This is a genomic window from Streptomyces endocoffeicus (assembly GCF_016741935.1).
Classification (GTDB): domain Bacteria; phylum Actinomycetota; class Actinomycetes; order Streptomycetales; family Streptomycetaceae; genus Streptomyces; species Streptomyces endocoffeicus.
Map to the genome: position 1 here is coordinate 169984 of NZ_JAERRG010000020.1, position 19594 is coordinate 189577.

Here is a 19594-nt window from a genome sequence, read left to right on the forward strand (position 1 = left end):
CGGGCTAGCCCGAACCGGTGTTCACCGTCTGGGTGATGGACGCCGAGGAGGCCGCGAAGTTGACATCGCCGTTGTAGTTGGCGGTGACGGTATGCGTCCCCTTCTGCAGCGGGTTGAACGTCGCGGAGGCGGTGCCGTTCACCAGCGTCACCACCTGGGGGGTGCGATTGGTAATGGCCAGGGTGACGGTCCCGGTGGGTGTCCCCGTACCGGGGGCGACGGGGGACACGGTCGCGGTGACCGTCACCGGATCGCTCACCAGAGAGGGATTCGGGGAGGAGACCACGGCCGTGGTGGTGGCCGCCTTGTTCACGGTCTGGGTGTCGGTGCCGCTGGACGTGGCGAAGTTCTCGGTCCCGTTGTAGGTGGCCGTGATGGTGAACGGGCTCCCGGTGGTGGTCGTGTAGGTGTGGGTGACGGTCGCGATGCCGCCGGAGAGGATGCCCACGGCGGTGTTGGTGCCGTCGCCGAAGGAGAAGGTGACCGCTCCGACCGGGGTGCCGGACGCGGACGAGACCGTCGCCCTGATGGTCACCGACTGACCCACCACCGAGGGGTCGGGGGTCGAGGTCACCGTGGTGGTGGTCGCGGCCTTGTTGTTGATGGTCTGGGTGTCGGTGCCGCTGGACGCGCTGAAGTTGGTGTCCCCGTTGTAGGTGGCCGTGATGGGGAAGGGGCTGCCCGTCCTGGTGGTGTAGGTGTGGTTGACGGTCGCGACGCCGCCGGAGAGGGTCACGGTGCTGTTGCCCGTACCGTCGCCGAAGCTGAAGGTCACGGTGCCGGTGGGGGTTCCGGCGCCGGGGGAGAGGGATGCCACGGTGGCGGTGAGGGTCACCGACTGCCCGGTCGCGGACGGGTCCGGCGCGGAGACCACGGTCGTGGTGGTGGCCGCCCGGCCCACGGTCTGGCTGTCGGTGCCGGTGGAGGCCGTGTAGTTGGTGTCGCCGTTGTAGGTGGCGGTGACCGGGTAGGGGCTGCCGGTCCTGGTGGTGTAGGCGTGGGCGGTGGTGGCCGTGCCGCCGGACAGCGGCGCGGTGACGGTCGGTGCGCCGTCGCCGAAGGAGAAGGTGACCGTCCCGGTCGGGATTCCGGCGCCGGGGAGGACCGATGCCACGGTGGCGGTGAGCGTGACGGTCTGGCCGGTGACGCTGGGGTCAGGCGCGGAGGCGACGGTGGTCGTCGTGGCCGCCTTGTTGACCGTCTGGGTGTCGGTGCCGGTGGACGAGGTGTAGCCGTTGTCCCCGTTGTAGGTGGCGGTGACGGTGTACGGGCTGCCCGAGGTCCCCGCGTAGGCGTGGGTGACGGTGGCCACGCCCCCGGCGACGGGCGCCGTGGCGGTCGGTGTGCCGTCGCCGAAGGAGAAGGTGACGGTGCCGGTGGGCGTTCCGGAGCCGGGCCCGACCGGGGTGACGGTGGCGGTGAGGGCCACGGTCTGGCCGGTGACGGTGGGGTCGGGGGAGGAGGCGACGGTCGTGGTGGTGGCCGCTTTGTTGACGGTCTGGGTGTCGGTGCCGGTGGAGGGCGCGAAGCCGGTGTCGCCGTTGTAGGTGGCGGTGACCGTGAAGGGGCTGCCCGCGGCGGTGCTGTACGCGTGGGTAATGGTGGCCACGCTCCCGGCGACCGGCGCCGTGGCGGCCGGTGTGCCGTCGCCGAAGGAGAAGGTGACGGTGCCGGTGGGCGTTCCGGAGCCGGGCCCGACCGGGGTGACGGTGGCGGTGAGGGTGACGCTCTGCCCGGTGACGCCGGGGTCGGGCGAGGAGGACACCGCCGTCGTGGTGGCCGCCCTGTTGACCGTGTGCACATCGGTGCCGCTGGACGCCGTGTAGTCGGTGTCCCCGTTGTAGGTGGCGGTCACGGTGTACGGGCTGCCGGAGGTCCCCGCGTAGGAGTGGGTGACGGATGTGAGGCCGTCGGCGAGCGGCGCGGTGGCGGTCGGCGTGCCGTCGCCGAAGTCGAAGGTGACCGTCCCGGTCGGCACCCCCACCCCCGGGGCGATCGGCACCACCGTCGCGCTGAGGGTGACGGGCTGGCCGCTGACCGTGGGATCCGGCGCGGAGACCACCGCCGTCGTGGTGGCCGCCTGGTGCACGGTCTGGGTGTCGGTGCCGCTGGACGAGAGGAAGCTGGGGTCGCCGTCGTAGGTGGCGGTCACCGTGAAGCCGCCGGCGGTCGTATAGGCGTGGCTGATCGTGGCCACCCCATTGGCCAGCGGCGCCGACGCGACCGGGGAGCCGTCGCCGAAGTCGAAGGTGACGGTGCCGGTCGGCACCCCCGCCCCCGGGGCGATGGGGGCCACCGTCGCCGTGAGGGTCACCGGCTGCCCGACCACGGAGGGATCGGGCGCGGAGGCCACCGTCGTGGTCGTGGACGCCGGGGCGACCGTCTGGGTGTCCGTGCCCGCGGAGGAGCTGAAGTTGACGTCCCCGCTGTAGGTGGCGGTGACCGTGTACGGGCTGCCCACCGCGGTCGTGTAGGAGTGGACCACGGTCGCCACCCCGGCGGAGAGCGACGCCGTGGCGGTCGGCCTGCCGTCGCCGAAGTCGAAGGTCACCGTGCCGGTGGGGACCCCGGCACCGGGCGGGGTCGGTGCCACGGTCGCGGTGAAGGTCACCGCCCGGCCGGTCACCGAGGGGTCCGGGGAGGAGGTCACGGTGGTCGATGTGGTGGCGGCGCTCGCCGACACCGTGTGCGTCCCGGTGGCGGTGGAGGGCGCGAAGTCGGCGTCGCCGCTGTAGGCGGCGGTGACCGCGAAGGGGCTGCCGACCGAGGTCGCGTAGGGGTGGGCCACGGTGGCCACCCCGCCGCTGACCGGTGCGGTGGCGGTCGGCGTGCCGTCCCCGAAGTCGAAGGTGACCGTGCCGGTCGGGCTGCCCGCCCCCGGGGCCGCGGCGGCGACCCTGGCGGTGAAGGTGACCTGCTCGCCCGCCACGGACGGGTCCGGAGAGGTGACCAGGGAAGTGGCGGAGGCCGCCTGACCGACCGTCTGGGTGTCGGTTCCGATGGAGGCGGTGAAGTCGGCGTCGCCGCTGTAGGAGACGGTGATGGTGTACGGGCTGCCGGAGGTGCTCGGGTAGGCGTGGGTGACGCTCGCCGCCCCGTTGACGAGCGGCGCGGTGACGGCCGGGCCGCCGTCGCCGGGGTCGAAGGTGACGGTGCCGGTGGGGATGCCGTCCCCCGGTACCGCCGGTGCGACGGTGGCGCCGATGGTCACCGCCTGACCGGCCACCGAGGGGTCGGGGGCCGAGGTCACCGTGGTGATGGTCGCGGCCGGGTGCACGGTCTGGGTGGCGGTGCCGGCGGACGCGGTGAAGTCGGCGTCGCCGCTGTAGTCCGCCGTGATGGTGTACGGACTGTCGAAGGCGATCGGATAGGCGTGGGTGGTGGTCGCCACCCCGCCGGTGACCGGCGCAGTGACGGCCCCCGTCCCGTCGCCGAAGTCGAAGGTGACGGTTCCGGTGGGGGTTCCGGCTCCCGGTGCGACGGCCGCGATGGTGGCGGTGACGGTCACCGGCTGGCCGGTGACCGACGGATTCGGCGACGAGTCCACCGCCGTCGTCGACAACGCCCGCTCGACGCTATGCGTTTCCGTCTTCACCGAGCCGATGAAGTGGGCGTCCCCGCCGTAGGTGGCGGTGACCGTGTACGGGCTGCCCGCCGCGGTCGCGTAGGTGTGAGCGGCCGTCGCCACACCGTCCGTCACCGGGACGTCGACCGTCTGCGTGCCGTCGCCGAAGTCGTAGGTCACCGTGCCCGTGGGCGCGCCCGCGCCCGGGGCGACCGGCGCCACCCTCGCGAGGAACGTCACCGGCTGGCCCGTGACCGACGGCTCCGGCAGATCGCTGACGGCGACGGTGGTCGAGGCGCGGCCCACGGTCTGGATGTCGGTGCCGAGGGATGTGCGGAAGTCCGCGTCGCCGTCGTAGGTGGCGATGATGGTGTACGGGCTGCCGGAGGCGTCGGTGTAGGCGTGGGTGACGGTGGCCACGCCCGCGGTCATGGGCGCGGTGAGGGCCGGGCTGCCGTCGCCGGGGTCGAAGGTGACGGTGCCGGTGGGGGTTCCGGCTCCTGGTGCGACGGCCGAGACGGTGGCGGTGATGGTCACCGGCTGACCCGTCACCGAGGGACCGGGCGAGGAGGTCACATCGGTGTCGGTGGAAGCCGGGGCGACGGTCTGGGTGTCGGTGCCGGTGGAGGCGGTGAAGTCGGAGTCGCCGCCGTAGTTCGCCGTGATGGTGTACGGGCTGCCCGAGGTGTCGGCCCAGGCGTGGGTGACGGTGGCCACGCCCGCGGTCATGGGCGCGGTGAGGGCCGGGCTGCCGTCGCCGGGGTCGAAGGTGACGGTGCCGGTGGGGGTTCCGGCTCCTGGTGCGACGGCCGAGACGGTGGCGGTGATGGTCACCGGCTGGCCCGCCACCGACGGATCCGGCGCCGAGACCACCGCGGTGGTGGTGAGGGCCCGGCCGACGGAGTGGGTGACGAGGTCGCCGGAGCCCGTGAAGTCGGGGCTGCCGCCGTACGTGGCGGTGACGGGGTACGGGCTGCCCGCCGCGGTCGTATAGGCGTGCACGGCCGTCGCCAGGCCGTCGACGACCGGGGTCGCGGCCGGGGTGCTGCCGTCGCCGAAGTCGAACGTCACCGTCCCGGTCGGCGAGCCCCCGCCCGGTGCCACGGGCGCCACGGTCGCCGTGAACGAGACCGGCCGGCCCACGACGGACGGCTCCGGCGCGGAGCTCACCGTGGTGGTCGTCGCGGACTGCAGGACGGTTTGGTCCTCGGTGTCCACCGAGGACCGGAAGTCGTCGCTGCCGCCGTATGTCGCGGTGATCGTGTACGGGCTGCCGAGCCTGCTCGGGTATGCGTGCGAAAGGATGGCGGCCCCTCCGGTCAGGGGCACGTCGACCGCCTGCGTGCCGTCGCCGAAGTCGAAGGTGACCGCGCCGGACGGCACCCCGGCCCCGGGCGGCACCGGGGTGACCGTCGCCGTGACGGTCACCTCCTCGCCCACCACCGACGGATCGGGATCGGCGGTCACCGTGATGGTGGTCGAGGACGGATGGACGGTGTGGGTGTCGGTGCCGGTGGAGGGCGCGAAGTCGCCGTCGTCGCCGTAGGTGGCGCTGATGGTGTACGGGCTGCCGGACGTCCCCGGATAGGCGTGGGTGACCGCCGCCACTCCGGCCACGCTGGGGGCGGTGACCGGCGGAGTGCCGTCGCCGAAGTCGAAGGTGACGGTGCCGTTGGTGGTGCCCGAACCCGGGGCGACGACCGCCACGTTGGCGGTGACGGTCACGGGCTGGCCGACCTGGGACGGGTCCGGCGAGGAGAAGACGGTGGTGGCGGTGGCCGCCGGGTTCACGGTCTGGGTGAGGGTGTCCGTGGATCCGGTGAAGCTCACGTCCCCGTCGTAGGTGGCGGTGACCGTGTACGGGCTGCCCGCGGTGTGGGGGTAGGCGTGGACGGCGATCGCGGTTCCGCCGGTCAGGGGTGCCCGGACCGTCGGGCCGCCGTCGCCGAAGTCGAAGGTCACCGTGGAGGGCGGGGTCCCCGCGCCCGGCTGCCCCGACGCCACGGTCGCGGTGAAGGTGACCGGCCGGCCCGTCACGGACGGATTCGGCGCGGAGCTCAGCGTCGTGGACGACGAGGCCGGGGTGACCGTCTGGATGTCCAGCCCGGTCGACCCGGTGAAGTCGTCGTCCCCGCTGTAGGTGGCGATGATCGTGTACGGGCTGCCCGCCGTCGAGGCGTAGGCATGGCTGGTCGTCGCCGTGTCGCCGGTGAGCGGGACGGTGACGGTCGTGCTGCCGTCGCCGAAGTCGAAGGTCACGGTGCCGGTGGCGGTGCCCGCGGCGGGCGGCAGGACCGTCACGGTCGCGGAGACGGTCACCGCCTCGCCGATGACGGACGGGTCCGGGGTGGTGCTCACCGTCGTCGCGGTGGCCGAGACGTTCATCTCCACCTGCTGGACGGTTGTGCCGGTGGAGGTGGCGAAGCTGTCGTCCCCGCTGTAGGCGGCGGTGATGGTGTACGGGCTGCCGGCGGTCGAGATGTAGGCGTGTGTCGTCGTGGCCACGCCGTTGGCGACCGGCGTGGTGGCGGTCGTGGTGCCGTCGCCGAAGTCGAAGGTCACGGTGCCGGTCGGCGCGCCCGCGCCCGGCGGCACCGGCGCCACCCGCGCGATCAGCGTGACGGTCTGGCCCACCGCCGACGGAGTCGGTGACGAGGTCACGACGGTGGTGGTCGCGGCCGGTGCGACGGCGTGGACGAGGGTGTTCTCGGACGGGGCGAAGTCGGCGTCGCCGCCGTACTCGGCCGCGATGGTGTAGGGGCTGCCGGCCGTGCTGGCGTAGGCATGCGTGACCGTGGCCGAACCGGCCACGAGCTGGGCGGTGACCGGCGGGCTGCCGTCGCCGAAGTCGATGGTGACCGGTCCGGTCGGGGTGCCCGCGCCGGGCCCGGTGGGGGCCACGGTGACCGTGACCAGCTCGCCCGTGACGGACGGGTCGGGTGTGGCGGTGATCGTGGTGGCGGTCGCGGCCGGGTCGACGGTGTGGAGCTTGGTGCCGACGGACGCCACGAAGTTGGCGTCGCCGTCGTAGGTGGCGGTGACCGTGTACGGGCTGCCGACCGCGGTGGTGTAGGCGTGATCCGTGGTCGCCGTACCGCCGGTGAGGGGGAGGGCGACGGGCGCGATGCCGTCGCCGAAGTCGAAGGTGACCGTGCCGGCCGGGGTGCCGGAGGCGGGGGGCGCGGCCGCGACGGTCGCGGTGAAGGTCACCGTCTCGCCGGTCACCGAGGGGGACGGCGAGGCGGTCAGCACCGTGGTCGACACGCCCTGGACGACCTGCTGGCCGTCCGTCGCCGAGGACGGCTGGAAGTTGGTGTCGCCGCTGTAGGTGGCCGTGACCGTGTACGTGGTCGCCGACTCCGGGTTGGTGTGGGCCACCGTGGCCGTGCCGCCGGCCACGGGCGCCGTGACGGGCGGCGTGCTGTCGCTGAACTCGAACGTCACCGTGCCCGTGGGCGAACCGGCCCCCGGGGTGTCGGGGGTGACCTTCGCGATGAACGTCGTGGACTGCCCCACGCTGGACGGGTCGGGCACGGAGGTCAGGGCGGTGGCGGTGGTGGCCGGTTCGACGGTCTGGACGTCGGTGCCGCTGGACGCGGTGAAATCGACATCGCCGTTGTAGGTGGCGGTGACCGTGTAGGGGCTGCCCGCGGTGTCGGTGTAGGTGTACGTGGCGGTCGCGGTGTCACCGGAGAGGGGCGCGGTGAGGAGCGGGGTGCCGTCCCCGGGGTCGAAGGTGACCGTCCCGGTCGGGGTGCCCGCGCCGGGCGGCACGGCCGTGACCGTGGCGGTGAAGGTCACGGGGTCGCCCACCGCCGAGGGGTCGGGCGCGGTGGTCACGGCGGTCGCGGTGGCGGCCCGCTGGACGGTCTGCGAGTCGGTGCCGAGGGACGTCAGGAAGTTCGTGTCGCCGTTGTAGGTGGCGATGATGGCGTAGGGGCTGCCGGTGGTGTCGGTGTAGGTGTGGGTGGCGGTCGCCTGGCCCGTGGATACGGGCTGGGTGAGGGTCGGGGTGCCGTCGCCGAAGTCGAGGGTGACCGTGCCCGTCGGGGTGCCCGCCCCTGGGGAGACCGCCGTGACCGTGGCGGTGACGGTCACGGGCTCGCCCACCGCCGAAGGATCGGGTGCGGAGGACACGGCGGTCGCGGTCGAGGACCGCCCCACCGACTGGAGGTCCGTCCCCGTGGAGGCGGTGAAGTTGGTGTCGCCGTTGTAGGTGGCGGTGACGGTGTAGGGGCTGCCGGTGGTGTCGGTGTAGGTGTGGGTGGCTGTCGCCTGGCCCGCGGGTACGGGCTGGGTGAGGGTCGGGGTGCCGTCGCCGAAGTCGAGGGTGACCGTGCCCGTCGGTGCTCCCGCCCCCGGGGAGACCGCCGTGACCGTGGCGGTGACGGTCACCGGCTGGCCGACGACGGACGGACCCGGTGCGGTGCTCACCGCGGTGGCCGTCGCCGCCTGCTCGACGATCTGGGTGTCCGTCCCCGTGGCGGGCGTGAAGTTGGTGTCGCCGTGGTAGGTGGCGGTGACCGGGTACGGGCTGCCGGAGACATCCGTGTAGGCGTGGGTCACGGTCGCCGCACCGTTCGCCAGCGGCTGGGTGACGGCCGGGGTGCCGTCGCCGAAGTCGAACGTCACCGTCCCGGTCGGCGCACCGGCTCCGGGCGGCGCGGGGGCCACCTGGGCGACGAAGGTGACGGGCTGTCCGGGCACGGACGGATCGGGGGCGGAGTTCACCGTGGTGGTGGTCGACGCCTGGCCGACGGTCTGGGTGTCCGTGCCCGTCGAGGCCGTGAAGTACAGATCGCCGCCGTACTCGGCCGTGACGGCGTACGGGGCGATCGACGGTGCGGCGTAGGTGTGGCCGACCGTGGCCGTGCCACCCGTGAGGGAGACGGCCACGGTCGGGCTTCCGTCGCCGAAGTCGAAGGTGACGGTGGAGGTGGGGGTGCCCGCCGTGGGCGGAACGCCCGCCACCACGGCGGTGAAGGTCACCGGCTGGCCGACGACGGAGGGGTCGGGCGCGGAGGTGACGGTCGTGGTGGACGGCGCCACGTAGTTGAAGCCGTCCGGAACCGTCACGCTGCCCCCGGCGGTGGTGACGGTGATGTCGGCGGGGCCGGGCACGTTCGGGGGCGTCACCACGACCAGCACGGTGTCGGAGATCGACCCGAAGGACGTGGCGGGGACACCGCCGAAGGTGACGGCGGTGACATGGCTGAGCCCGGTGCCGGTCAGGACGACGGGCTCGCCGCCCGCCGTGGACCCCGTGGTCGGGCTGACGTCGGTGACGACCGGCACGGCGGCGTAGGTGTAGCGCAGCCGGTTGCTCACCCCGCCCACGGTGATGACGTACACCGGAACGGTGCCGGGCCCCGAGGCCGGGGGAGCGGTCACGAGGAGGTGCTGGTCGGAGACGGCGGTGGGGTGGGCGACGGAGTCGCCGAAGTGCACCACCCGCGCGGTGCTCAGATTGACGCCGGTGAGTTCGACGATGCCGCCCCCGCCGAGCGGTCCGGCGACGGGCGTGATGCCGGTCAGGGTGGGCCAGGGGAGGTAGAAGAACGAGCCGATGGGGGCCGTGCCGCCCGGGGTGGTGACATACACCGGGACCGAGCCCGTCCCCGAGGGGCTCACCGCGACGATCGTCTGGTCGTCGAGGACGGAGAAGCTCGCCGCCCGGCGGGTGCCGAAGAACACGTCCGTGGTGCCCGAGAAGTGGCTGCCGATGACGGTCACCAGCGTCCCGCCGCTGTACGGGCCCTGATCGGGGAAGATCCCGGCGAACTGGTTGAAGAGCTCGTACGTGCCCAGGGGGCGAACGGCGTCGAGGCCCGTCCGCGCCCCGGGGAGCACCGGCCGGTCCGGATCGCCGGGGAGGGGACCCGTCAGGGTGCCGCGGTGGAGGACGGCCGGCGCGTCGAGGCGGTCGAGCGCGGTGCGCACCACCAGCCGGTCGGGCATGCTCCGCGCCGGGAGCGGGATCGGCGCGCTGAGCGTCGGCACGAGCCTGTGGGATTCCGGATCCACGACGGCGATGCAGTTCTCACCGGGATCGGTGACGAGGATGAGTCCCAACGGGCGACAGGGCATGACGGCTCCGATCTGGCAAGGCGTCTTCCACTCCGCCGGAAAGGATGGGCAGCCCACCGGAATCGGACGGATTTCAGTAACCCATTCCGGTGGGAGCCGGGCAATGTCCTTGACCGCGGCTCACCCGAATGGCGCAGCGCGCGCGCCCCGCCACCATGCTCCGCCCCGCCGCCACGCCACGCCACGCCCCGCCGTCCCGACCCGGACCCGGAGCCGGATGGCTCCCCCGGTCAGGCGAACCAACCCTGCGGACGCGGACGCGTATTGCGCCAGATGTGCTTGGCCTCCCGGTACTCCGCGAGCCCGCTGGGCCCCAACTCCCGCCCGGTTCCGGACTGTTTGAACCCGCCCCACTCCGCCTGCGGCAGACACGGGTGGTAGTCGTTGATCCAGACGGTGCCCAGCCGCAGCCGCGAGGCCACCCGCTGCGCCCGCTCCTCGTCGCCGGACCATACGGCCCCGGCGAGCCCGTACACGGTGTCGTTGGCCAGCCGCACCGCCTCGTCCTCACCGGCGAAACGTTCCACCGTGAGCACCGGCCCGAAGGACTCGTCGGCCAGCACCGACATCCCGCTGTGGCAGCGGTCGAGGACGGTCGGCAGGAAGTAGTAGCCGTCGGCCAGGACCGGATCGTCGGGGCGGGCGCCACCGCAGCGCAGCCGGGCGCCCTCCGCGAGCCCGGCCGCCACATACGCCTCGACCTTGGCCCGGTGCGCGGCCGAGATCAGCGGGCCGGTCTGGGCCCGCTCGTCGAACGGCCCGCCGAGCCGGATCCGGCGGGCCCGGCGCACGACCTCCTCGACGAAGGCGTCGTGCACCGGGTCCTCCACCAGCAGCCGGGCCCCGGCCGAGCAGACCTGCCCGGAGTGGAGGAAGACCGCGGTGAGCGCGTAGTCCACGGCCGTGTCGAAGTCCGCGTCGGCGAAGACCACATTGGGGTTCTTGCCGCCCAGTTCCAGTGAGGTCCGCTTGACCGTGCCCGCGGCCGCGGCCATGATCCGGCGCCCGGTCCGCAGGCCCCCGGTGAAGGACACCATGTCCACATCGGGGTTGTCGGTGAGCGGGGCCCCGGCCTCGGCGCCCGGGCCGAGCACCAGATTGGCCACTCCGTCCGGCAGTCCGGCCTCCGCCAGCAGCCGCATCAGGGCGATCGCGGTGCTGGGGGTGAGCTCACTGGGTTTCAGTATGAAGGTGTTGCCCGCGGCGAGCGCGGGCGCGACCTTCCACGCGGTCTGCAGCAGCGGATAGTTCCACGGCGTGATCAGCGCGCAGACCCCGACCGGTTCATAGACCACCCGGCTGACGGCGTGCTCGCTGCCGGTGTCCACGACCCGGTCCGCCTCGGTGCGCACCAGCTGTCCGTAGTAGCGGAAGCACGCCGCCACACCGTCGATGTCGACGTCGCTCTCGGCCAGGCGCTTCCCGGTGTCCAGGGATTCGGCGCGGGCGAGCGCGGCCTTGTCGCGCTCGACCAGGGCGGCGACGCGCAGCAGCAGATCGCCGCGCGCCCCGACCGGGGTACGGGGCCAGGGCCCCTGGTCGAATGCCTGCCGGGCGGCGGCCACCGCCTCGGCCGCGTCCTTGCCGCCGCCCTCGTCGACGACCGCCACCAGCGATCCGTCGGCCGGGCAGCGGATCTCCCGGGTGCGCTCGTCGATCGCGCCGGTCCACTGGCCACCGATGAAGAGGTCCGTCACGGGCATTCCTCCGCTTCCGGGGTCGGGACATGGTCGGTCACCCATCGGTGGAAGGCGCCGATGTGGTGTTCGCTGGGGACGAGCACCCCGCCGTCGCGGTAGGCGCGGGAGTCCATGGCGGGCTGGGTGCGCTCACAGGCGTCGAAGTCCTGGGTGTTGACCCGGTGGAACAGCTCCACCGACTTCGACAGATCCCGATCGGACGCCACCACTTCGGGTGCGTAGAGCCAATCGCATTCGACCAGCGTGCGATCGGGGGCGAGCGGGAACATCCGGTGCATGATCACATGGTCGGGGACCAGATTGAGGAAGACCTGCGGCCGTACCGTGATCGCGTAGTAGCGGCGGTCCTGCTCATCGGCGATCCCCGCGAACCGGTCGAACCCCTCGCTGCCGTCCACCGTGAACCCCTGGGCCTCCTCGGCGAACTCCGCGCCGTGCCCGACGAAGTACTGCGCCGCCAGGCCGTCGGCGAACTCCGGGAGCACCTCGGTGAGTTCGGGGTGGATCGTGGCGCAGTGGTAGCACTCCATGAAGTTCTCGACGATCAGCTTCCAGTTGGCCTCGACGTCGTAGGAGATCCGGCGGCCCAGCGCCAGCCCCGCCACGCCGTAGCGCTCCACGGAGTCCGTGTCGCCGAGTCGCTCGGCCACCGCCCCGATGACCGTCTCCTCGAACGATGGTGGCTCCTCGGCCAGGCAGACCCAGACATAGCCGAGCCATTCGCGAAGCCGTACCGGAATCAGTCCGCGCTCGACCCGGTCGACATCGGGCATCTTCGATAGGTTGGGGGCGGCGGTGAGCCGGCCGTCCAGATCGTAGGTCCAGGCGTGGTACGGGCACTGCAGCGAGCGCCGCACCGTACCGGACTCCTCGGTGCACAGCCGGGCGCCGCGGTGGCGGCAGACGTTGAGGAACGCCCGCGCCTCACCGCGCCGGTTGCGGGTGATCAGCACGCTCTCCCGGCCGACCCGCACGGTGCGGAAGGCACCCGGCCGGTCCAGATCGGCCCCGCGCACCGCGCAGAACCACATGGCCTCGAACAGGTGCTCCTGCTCCCGGCGGAAGACCCCGGGAGCGGTGTACCAGTGGCCGGGGAGAGTGGCGAGCAGACTGGGGGGCGTGATGGCGGGGGACTCGGGAGCCACAGTCATGGGTTCTCCTCAGGCGGTCGCGGCGGTCGGCCGGCGGGGGTCGAAGAGCTCGATGGGGTGGTCGGTGTCACCGGTGAGTGCCAAGCGGGCCGCCAAGCGGTCGTTTCCCGCTCTCGCGGCGCCCGGTGTCAACGGCGGTGCTCGGTGTCAGCGGCGGCGCTCGGGGTCAGCGGCGGATGCGCTCCATGCGCGGGTCGAAGAGGGGCTCGGCGGCGACGGTCGCGGGCACCTTCTCGCCGAAGTACTCGATGTGGACGGCGGTGCCGGGCACGGCGGCCGCGGCGGGCAGCCAGGCGTAGGCGACGGTCCGGCCGATGGTGTAGCCGTAGGACGCGCTGGTCACATAGCCCGCCGGGACGCCGTCGGCGTACACCGGCTCCTTGCCCAGGACGACCGCGGCCGGGTCGTCCAGGGTGAGACAGGTCAGCCTGCGCGCCGCCGTTTCCTCGGAGCGGCCCTCGAGCGCTGCGCGCCCGGTGAAGTCGCCCTTGTTCATCCGGACGGCGAAGCCGACCCCGGCCTCGTAGGGATCGTGCTCGGTGGTCATGTCATGGCCCCAGGCGCGATAGCCCTTCTCCAGCCGCAGGCTGTTGAAGGCCGAGCGCCCGGCGGCGATCACCCCGTGGCGCTGTCCGGCCTCCCACAGGGTGTCCCACAGCCGCAGGCCCATGTCGGCGGTGGTGTACAGCTCCCAGCCGAGCTCGCCCACGTAACTCAGCCGCATCGCGGTCACCGGGACATGGCCGATATAGGTCTGCCTGGCCTTGAAGTAGCCGAACGCCTCGTGCGAGAAGTCGTCGCGGGTCAGCGGCTGGACCAGCTCCCGGGCCAGCGGGCCCCAGACGCCGACGCAGCAGGTGCCCGGCGTGATGTCCGCGATATGGATGTCATCGGGCGCGTGGCGCAGCAGCCAGTCCAGGTCCAGCCCGCCGTTGGCGCCCACCTGGAAGTGGTGCTCGGAGAGCCGGGCGACGGTGAGGTCGCTGCGGATGCCCCCGGCCTCGTCCAGCAGCAGGGTGTAGGTGACCGCGCCGGGCTTCTTCACCAGCTGATTCGTGGTCATGCGCTGCAGGAAGTCCAGCGCCCCGGGCCCGGTGACCGCCAGCCGCTTGAGCGGCGTCATGTCGTACAGCGCGACCCGCTCCCGGGTGGCCTTGGCCTCGGCGGCGGCGATGGGCGACCAGTAGCGGGCCGACCAGGCGTCGCGCGGGGGCAGCTCGACGGACTCGGCGAGCGGGGCGTTCGCCTCGTACCAGTGCGGCCGCTCCCAGCCCGCCGCCTCCAGGAAGTACCCGCCCAGCTCTTGCTGCCGGACGTGGAAGGGGCTGACCCGCAGCGGACGGGGCTGCTCCATCGGCTGCAGCGGATGGATGACGTCATAGACCTCGACGAAGTTCTGCCGGCCCCGCTCGGTGACGTAGGCGGGGGAGCGCTGGGCGTCCTCGAAGCGGTACAGATCGCATTCATGGACGTCCGTCCCCGGCCGCCCGTCCGTCATCCACTCGGCCACGGCCCGGGCGACGCCCGCGGAGTGGGTCACCCACACCGCCTCGGCCAGCCAGAAGCCGCGCACCTCGCGGGACTCGCCGATCACCGGCATGCCGTCCGGGGTGAAGGAGAAGACGCCGTTGAAGCCCTCCTCGACCCGGCTCGCGCCGAGCGCGGGGAGCAGCTGGACGCTGTCCTCCCAGCTCGGGGCGAAGTCCTCCGGGGTGAACGGCAGCGAGGACGGCATCACCGGGGCGTCGTCGTACGCGGGCAGCCGCGCCGGGTCCACGGGGAGCGGGCGGTGGGCGTAGCTGCCGATACCGATGCGGTCGGTGTGCTCGCGGTAGTACAGATCGCGGTCCTGGAACCGCAGGATCGGCTTGCTCGCCTCCGTACGGGGGTCGTTCACCCCCGCGAGCCCGGGCAGCGGCCCGGTCTTGGCGTACTGGTGGGCCAGCGGCTGCAGCGGGACGGGGACCCCCGCCATGTCGCCGATCAGCGGGCCCCAGAAGCCGGCGGCGGAGACCACGATGTCGGCCGGGAAGGTGCCCCGGTCGGTGACGACGGCGGTCACCCGGCCGCCCTCCCGCTCGATGGCGGTCACGGTGTGCCGGTCCAGGAACCGGGCGCCGTGCGCGGCGGCCCGCTCCATCTGGGCGCGGCAGGCGAGCAGCGCCCGGGCCAGCCCGTCGTCCGGGGTGTGGAGGCCGCCGAGGATCCGCTCCGGGTCCAGCATCGGCCACATCTCGGCGCACCGGGCCGGGCCGAGCAGCTCGGCCCGTACGCCCCAGGAGGCGGCGAGACCGGCCTTGCGGTGCAGATCGGCCCAGCGCTCCTCGCTGGTGGCGATCTCCAGACCGCCCACCGGATTGAAGCAGGGCAGCCCGTCGACCTCGAGGGAGGAGAACTTCTCCACGGTGTACCGGGCGAGGTCGGTCAGGGTCTTGGAGAGGCTGGTCTGGAAGACCAGACCGGGGGCGTGCGAGGTCGAGCCGCCGGGGGCGAGCAGCGGGCCCTGCTCCAGGACGGTGACGTCCCGCCAGCCACGGGCGGTCAGCTCATCGGCGAGGGAGCAGCCGACGATCCCGGCCCCGACGATCACGACACGGGCATCAACGGGGTTCACAGGACCACCACCGACCGCAGCACCTCGCCGCGCTGCATCTTCGCGAACGCGGCCTCGACCTCGTCCAGCGTGATCGTCTCGCTGACGAACGCCTCCAGGTCCAGCTTGCGGCTGAGGTGGAGGTCGACCAGGACCGGGAAGTCCCGGCTGGGCAGGCAGTCGCCGTACCAGGACGACTTGAGCGCGCCGCCCCGCGAGAACAGGTCGATCAGCGGCAGATCGATGCGCATCTCCGGGTCCGGCACCCCGACCTGCACCAGCACCCCGGCCAGATCGCGCATATAGAAGCCCTGGGTGTAGGTCTCGGGACGGCCCACCGCGTCGATGACCACATTCGCGCCGAAGCCCCCGGTCAGCTCGCGCACCGCCTCGACCGGGTCCGTACCACGGGAGTTGACGGTGTCGGTGGCGCCGAAGCGGGTCGCCGCGTCCAGCTTGGCGTCGTCGATGTCCACGGCGATCACCCGGCGGGCCCCGGACAGCGAGGCCCCGGCGATCGCGGCGTTGCCGACGCCGCCGCAGCCGATGACCGCGACCGTGTCGCCGTTGGACACCCCGCCGGTATGCACCGCCGCGCCGTACCCGGCCATCACCCCGCAGCCGATCAGGCCCGCCGCCTCGGGGTGCGCCGAGGGGTCGATCTTCACCGCCTGCCCGGCCGCGACCAGCGTCTTCTCGGCGAACGCGCCGATGCCCAGCGCCGGGCTGAGCGGGGTGCCGTCGGTCAGGGTCATCGGCTGGACGGCATTGCGGCTGTCGAAGCAGTACCACGGGCGGCCCCGGCGGCAGGAGCGGCAGCCGCCGCACGGCGCCCGCCAGGCCAGGACCACATAGTCACCGGGGGCGAGCGCGGTGACGCCGGGGCCCACGGCCTCGACCACTCCGGCCGCCTCATGCCCGAGCAGATACGGGAATTCGTCACCGATCGCGCCGTCCCGGTAGTGCAGGTCGGTGTGGCACACCCCGCACGCCTGCACTCCCACCAGCACCTCACCGGGGCCGGGCTCGGGCACGAGAACGGGCACCACCTCCACCGGGGCGCCCTTTTTGACCGCGACGACGGCGCGGGCTTCTTGCGGCATGGCTCACTCCTCTGTTCTCCTGCGATCGCAGAAACCGGTGCACGGGAGCTGGCATGACTGCCTCGAAGGAGGGTGAGACCGAGGCCGTTCAACGGCCGCCGGTTACCCTCCAGTTGCGTATAGCGCGGCGTGTTGCGCGATGGGAGACATCCTGAAAGTCGTCGCCCCGTGCGGTCAAGGGGTGCGCGTAAACCGTCTGTGAACCGGCGCTGACGGGGGAATTCGCGTAGATCGCACGCCTCACGGAACGCCTGGGCACAGACGTGACGAGGGGGCCGGAGTCATCCGGCCCCCTCGTCGGGTGGGTGGGGTGGTGGGGTGGGTCAGCCGGGGAATCCCATCCGTCGGGACAGCTCCTCGGCGGTCTTCACGGCGTACTCGGCAAGATCGGGCAGCCGGCTCTGGGCCATCCGGTACGCCGGTCCCGAGACGCCGATCGCCCCCATGACCGCGCCGTCGTGGCCGCGCACCGGCGCCGCCACCGCGTTCAGCCCGATCTCCAGCTCCTCGCAGGAGTAGGCGTACCCGCGCTCGGCCGCCGTCTCCAGCTGCTGCCGCAGCTCGGCGGAGGTGGTGATGGTGTGCTCGGTGAACCGCGGCAGCTTCCGCGTCACCAGCCGCTCCCGGCGCTCGCCCGACAGATGTGCGAGCAGCACCTTGCCGCTCGCGGTCGCGTGCAGTGCGGTGCGCCGCCCCAGCCAGTTGAAGGCGGTCACCGCGGCGGCGCCGCGCGCCTGCATGATGTTGACCGCCGCGTCCCCGTCCAGGACGGCGATATTGGCCGTCTCGCCGGTCTCGTCGGCCAGCGCCCGGCACACCGGGGCGCCCTCCTGCGAGATGTCCAGGCGGATGGCGGCGGCGCCCGCGAGTCTCAGCACCCCGGCGCCCAGGTAGTACTTCCCCCGGTCCCGCTCCTGTCCGACGAGTCCGCGGTTCTCCAGTACGCCGAGCAGCCGGAAGGCGGTCGACTTGTGGACCCCCAGCTCGTCGGCGATCTCGGTCACTCCGGCCTCGCCGAGTCTGGCAAGGATCTCCAGGACGCTGACCGCCCTGTCCACCGACTGCACTGCCCCGGCGGCCCCCCGCTTCTCCTCGGCCCGATCCTCGGTCGTGTTCGTCATGGTTCTGATCTCACCATCCGGCGGCTCTGCGTGGGGCCCCTCGGGGCGGGGAACTCTTGACGGCTGCCTTCCCGATCTGGATTCTGTTGCGCATCGCGCTTTTCAGTGCACTATCCACAACGCATGATACCGATCAACGTGAGGGGGGCCAATGATTGCCGTCTGCCGTATCGAGGACCTGCCGGAGGGTGAGTCGGTGCGTATCGAGGCCGGCGATGCCACCGCGCCGATCGCGGTGTTCCACTCCGACGGTGCGTTCTACGCCATCGATGACACCTGCAGCCACCAGGACGCCTCCCTCTCCGACGGGTGGCTGGAAGGCTGCTATGTGGAATGCCCGCTGCACGCCGCGCTGTTCGATCTGCGATCCGGCGAGCCGACCTGTCTGCCCGCCCGTAAGCCCGTACGGACCCACGCTGTCACCGTCGTGGACGGAATGCTGTATGTCCACCCCGCGGTGCAGACCGTTCCCGGGCAGCCCGTGCACGCGGCGCCGGAAGAAGCCGTGGCATGACGGCGGTCAGGACGGTCACCGTGGTCGGGGCCTCGCTCGCGGGTCTGCACGCGGCGCGGGGTCTGCGCGCCCAGGGGTACGACGGGCGGCTGGTCGTCGTCGGTGCGGAGCACCACCGCCCCTACGACCGCCCGCCGCTGTCCAAGGAGTTCCTGACCGGGGACGGCGACCCGGGCGAGGGGCTGGGCCCGCTCGCCCTCACCGACCCCGGGGAGGAGGCCGAGCTGGACGCCGAGTGGCTGCTCGGCGTCCGGGCCGAGGCGCTGGACACCGCGGCCGGGGAGATCCGCCTCACCGGCGGCCGCGCCCTGCGCACCGACGGCGTCGTCATCGCCACCGGCGCCACCCCCAGAACCCTGCCCCTCCCGCCGCTGGACGGGGTGCACACCCTGCGCACCCTCGACGACGCGCTCCGGCTCCGCGCCGGGCTGCGCGCGGGCGCCGAGCGGGCGGTGGTGATCGGCGCGGGCTTCATCGGCGCCGAGGTGGCCTCCTCCTGCGCCGCCCTCGGGCTCGATGTCACCGTCGTGGAGGCGGCGCCGCTGCCGCTGGTGCCCCAACTGGGCGAGGAGATGGCCCGGGTGTGCGCCGGGCTGCACGCGCGGGGCGGGGCCACCCTGCTGTGCGGCACCGGTGTGGCCGGTCTGCGCGGAGCCGGCCGGGTCACCGGTGTGGAGCTCTCCGACGGGCGGGTGCTGCCCGCCGATGTGGTGGTCGTCGGCGTCGGGGTGCGTCCCGTCACCGAGTGGCTGGAAGGCTCCGGTCTGGCCCTGGACGACGGGGTGCGGTGCGACGCGGGCTGTGTCACCGCGCTGCCCAACGTCGTGGCCGTCGGGGACGTGGCCCGGCTGGCCCAGCCGGGCACCGCCCGCACCGTCCGGGCCGAGCACTGGACCAGCGGCATGCTCCAGGGCGACGTGGCCGCCCGCAATCTGCTCGCCGGGTCCACCGTCGAACGCTTCGACGCGCTCCCCTACTTCTGGTCCGACCAGTACGGCGCGCGCATCCAGTACGCCGGGCGGCGCGAATCCGGGGACCCGGTCCGGATCCTCGAGGGGGACCCGGCCGGGGGCGGCGGCTTCCTCGCCGTCTACGAACGGGACGGGATTCCCACCGCCGCCCTCGGCGTGGACCGGCCCCGGCCCTTCATGCGGCTGCGCCGCGAGCTGGCCCGCGCTCCGCAGCCGGCCGGGAGGTGACCGTCGGGTCCGCCTCCTTGGCCCGTTCCCGGCGGCGCTGGCGGCGCATCTCGCGGGCCGTGCTGCTGGGCCGGGACACCACCCCGTAGCGCTGGCGCCAGACCTGCCGGGTCACCCACACGTCCAGCACCCCCCAGGTCGCCACCACCGTGCTCGCCACCGTGGCGAGCACGACGGGGAAGGCGGACCACGAGCCCGCCAGGGTGCACAGCAGGGCGACCATCACCTCCACCAGAGTCACGGCGATGATGATGACCGCCCGCACCGCCGCCGTACGGACGGGATCGGGCAGCCGTCGCCTGCGCGCCGGCTCCTCGGTCCACAACGGCCGGACCCCGTGCGCCGGGATGTCGCGATCCTTGTCCATCGCGTCCATGACGCTCCCACCCCTTTCCATGCTCCGCCCCGGCGTGGCCGAGTCAGATAGCGGGACTTGGGTCGTATGCCCCCCAGTGTGCCCCGTTGGATCACGAATGGCACCGACCACGGGTTCCCCTGGGGAGGGGAAAACAAGCCAAGCGCGGCCGGATGGCCGCATGCGGTGGCCGGAGGGGAGCGCCG

The 19594-nt window shown here is 72.9% G+C and carries 9 protein-coding genes; 2 read left to right on the forward strand and 7 right to left on the reverse strand.

All coding sequences use genetic code 11. From position 1 onward, the window contains the following. Positions 1–4: 4 nt before the first annotated feature. The 6 genes from JK364_RS57165 to JK364_RS37395 form a co-directional block, all read right to left on the reverse strand. Positions 5–9637 carry an Ig-like domain repeat protein gene (locus JK364_RS57165; protein ID WP_201855832.1) on the reverse strand — a complete coding sequence of 3211 codons (9633 nt, stop codon included), beginning with the start codon at positions 9635–9637 and terminating at the stop codon, positions 5–7. Between the two features lie 245 nt (positions 9638–9882). After that, positions 9883–11349 carry an aldehyde dehydrogenase family protein gene (locus tag JK364_RS37375; protein ID WP_201855833.1) on the reverse strand — a complete coding sequence of 489 codons (1467 nt, stop codon included), beginning with the start codon at positions 11347–11349 and terminating at the stop codon, positions 9883–9885. Beyond that, the gene (locus JK364_RS37380) at positions 11346–12503 is read right to left on the reverse strand and encodes an aromatic ring-hydroxylating oxygenase subunit alpha (protein ID WP_201855834.1); all 1158 of its coding nucleotides are present in this window, start codon (positions 12501–12503) and stop codon (positions 11346–11348) included. Before JK364_RS37380 ends, JK364_RS37375 begins: the two co-directional genes overlap by 4 nt. Before the next feature lie 166 nt (positions 12504–12669). After that, a complete protein-coding gene (locus tag JK364_RS37385; protein WP_201855835.1) occupies positions 12670–15117 on the reverse strand; it encodes a GcvT family protein in 2448 nt (815 codons plus the stop codon). Beyond that, positions 15114–16199 carry an S-(hydroxymethyl)mycothiol dehydrogenase gene (locus JK364_RS37390; RefSeq protein WP_201855836.1) on the reverse strand — a complete coding sequence of 362 codons (1086 nt, stop codon included), beginning with the start codon at positions 16197–16199 and terminating at the stop codon, positions 15114–15116. The genes JK364_RS37385 and JK364_RS37390 overlap by 4 nt, the downstream gene beginning before the upstream one ends. A 323-nt stretch (positions 16200–16522) precedes the next feature. Beyond that, a complete protein-coding gene (locus tag JK364_RS37395; RefSeq protein ID WP_201855837.1) occupies positions 16523–17320 on the reverse strand; it encodes an IclR family transcriptional regulator in 798 nt (265 codons plus the stop codon). A 151-nt stretch (positions 17321–17471) separates the two neighbouring features. On the opposite strand from JK364_RS37395, the gene JK364_RS37400 reads away from it, so the two are divergent. Then, entirely contained in the window at positions 17472–17834 is a 363-nt protein-coding gene (locus tag JK364_RS37400) for a bifunctional 3-phenylpropionate/cinnamic acid dioxygenase ferredoxin subunit (RefSeq protein ID WP_201855838.1), read from the forward strand. Then, complete coding sequence (locus tag JK364_RS37405; protein ID WP_201855839.1) at positions 17831–19033, forward strand: NAD(P)/FAD-dependent oxidoreductase; 1203 nt, start codon at positions 17831–17833, stop codon at positions 19031–19033. Before JK364_RS37400 ends, JK364_RS37405 begins: the two co-directional genes overlap by 4 nt. Here JK364_RS37405 and JK364_RS37410 read toward each other — a convergent pair. Beyond that, complete coding sequence (locus JK364_RS37410) at positions 18981–19409, reverse strand: hypothetical protein (RefSeq protein ID WP_201855840.1); 429 nt, start codon at positions 19407–19409, stop codon at positions 18981–18983. The genes JK364_RS37405 and JK364_RS37410 overlap by 53 nt on opposite strands. Between the last annotated feature and the right edge of the window lie 185 nt (positions 19410–19594).

Excerpts from the sequence above, each read along its gene's own strand:
- JK364_RS37380 (WP_201855834.1), bottom strand. The coding sequence starts at position 12,503 with ATGACTGTGGCTCCCGAGTCCCCCGCCATCACGCCCCCCAGTCTGCTC.
- JK364_RS37400 (WP_201855838.1), top strand. The coding sequence starts at position 17,472 with ATGATTGCCGTCTGCCGTATCGAGGACCTGCCGGAGGGTGAGTCGGTG.
- JK364_RS37395 (WP_201855837.1), bottom strand. The coding sequence starts at position 17,320 with ATGACGAACACGACCGAGGATCGGGCCGAGGAGAAGCGGGGGGCCGCC.
- JK364_RS37405 (WP_201855839.1), top strand. The coding sequence starts at position 17,831 with ATGACGGCGGTCAGGACGGTCACCGTGGTCGGGGCCTCGCTCGCGGGT.
- JK364_RS37390 (WP_201855836.1), bottom strand. The coding sequence starts at position 16,199 with ATGCCGCAAGAAGCCCGCGCCGTCGTCGCGGTCAAAAAGGGCGCCCCG.
- JK364_RS37410 (WP_201855840.1), bottom strand. The coding sequence starts at position 19,409 with ATGGACGCGATGGACAAGGATCGCGACATCCCGGCGCACGGGGTCCGG.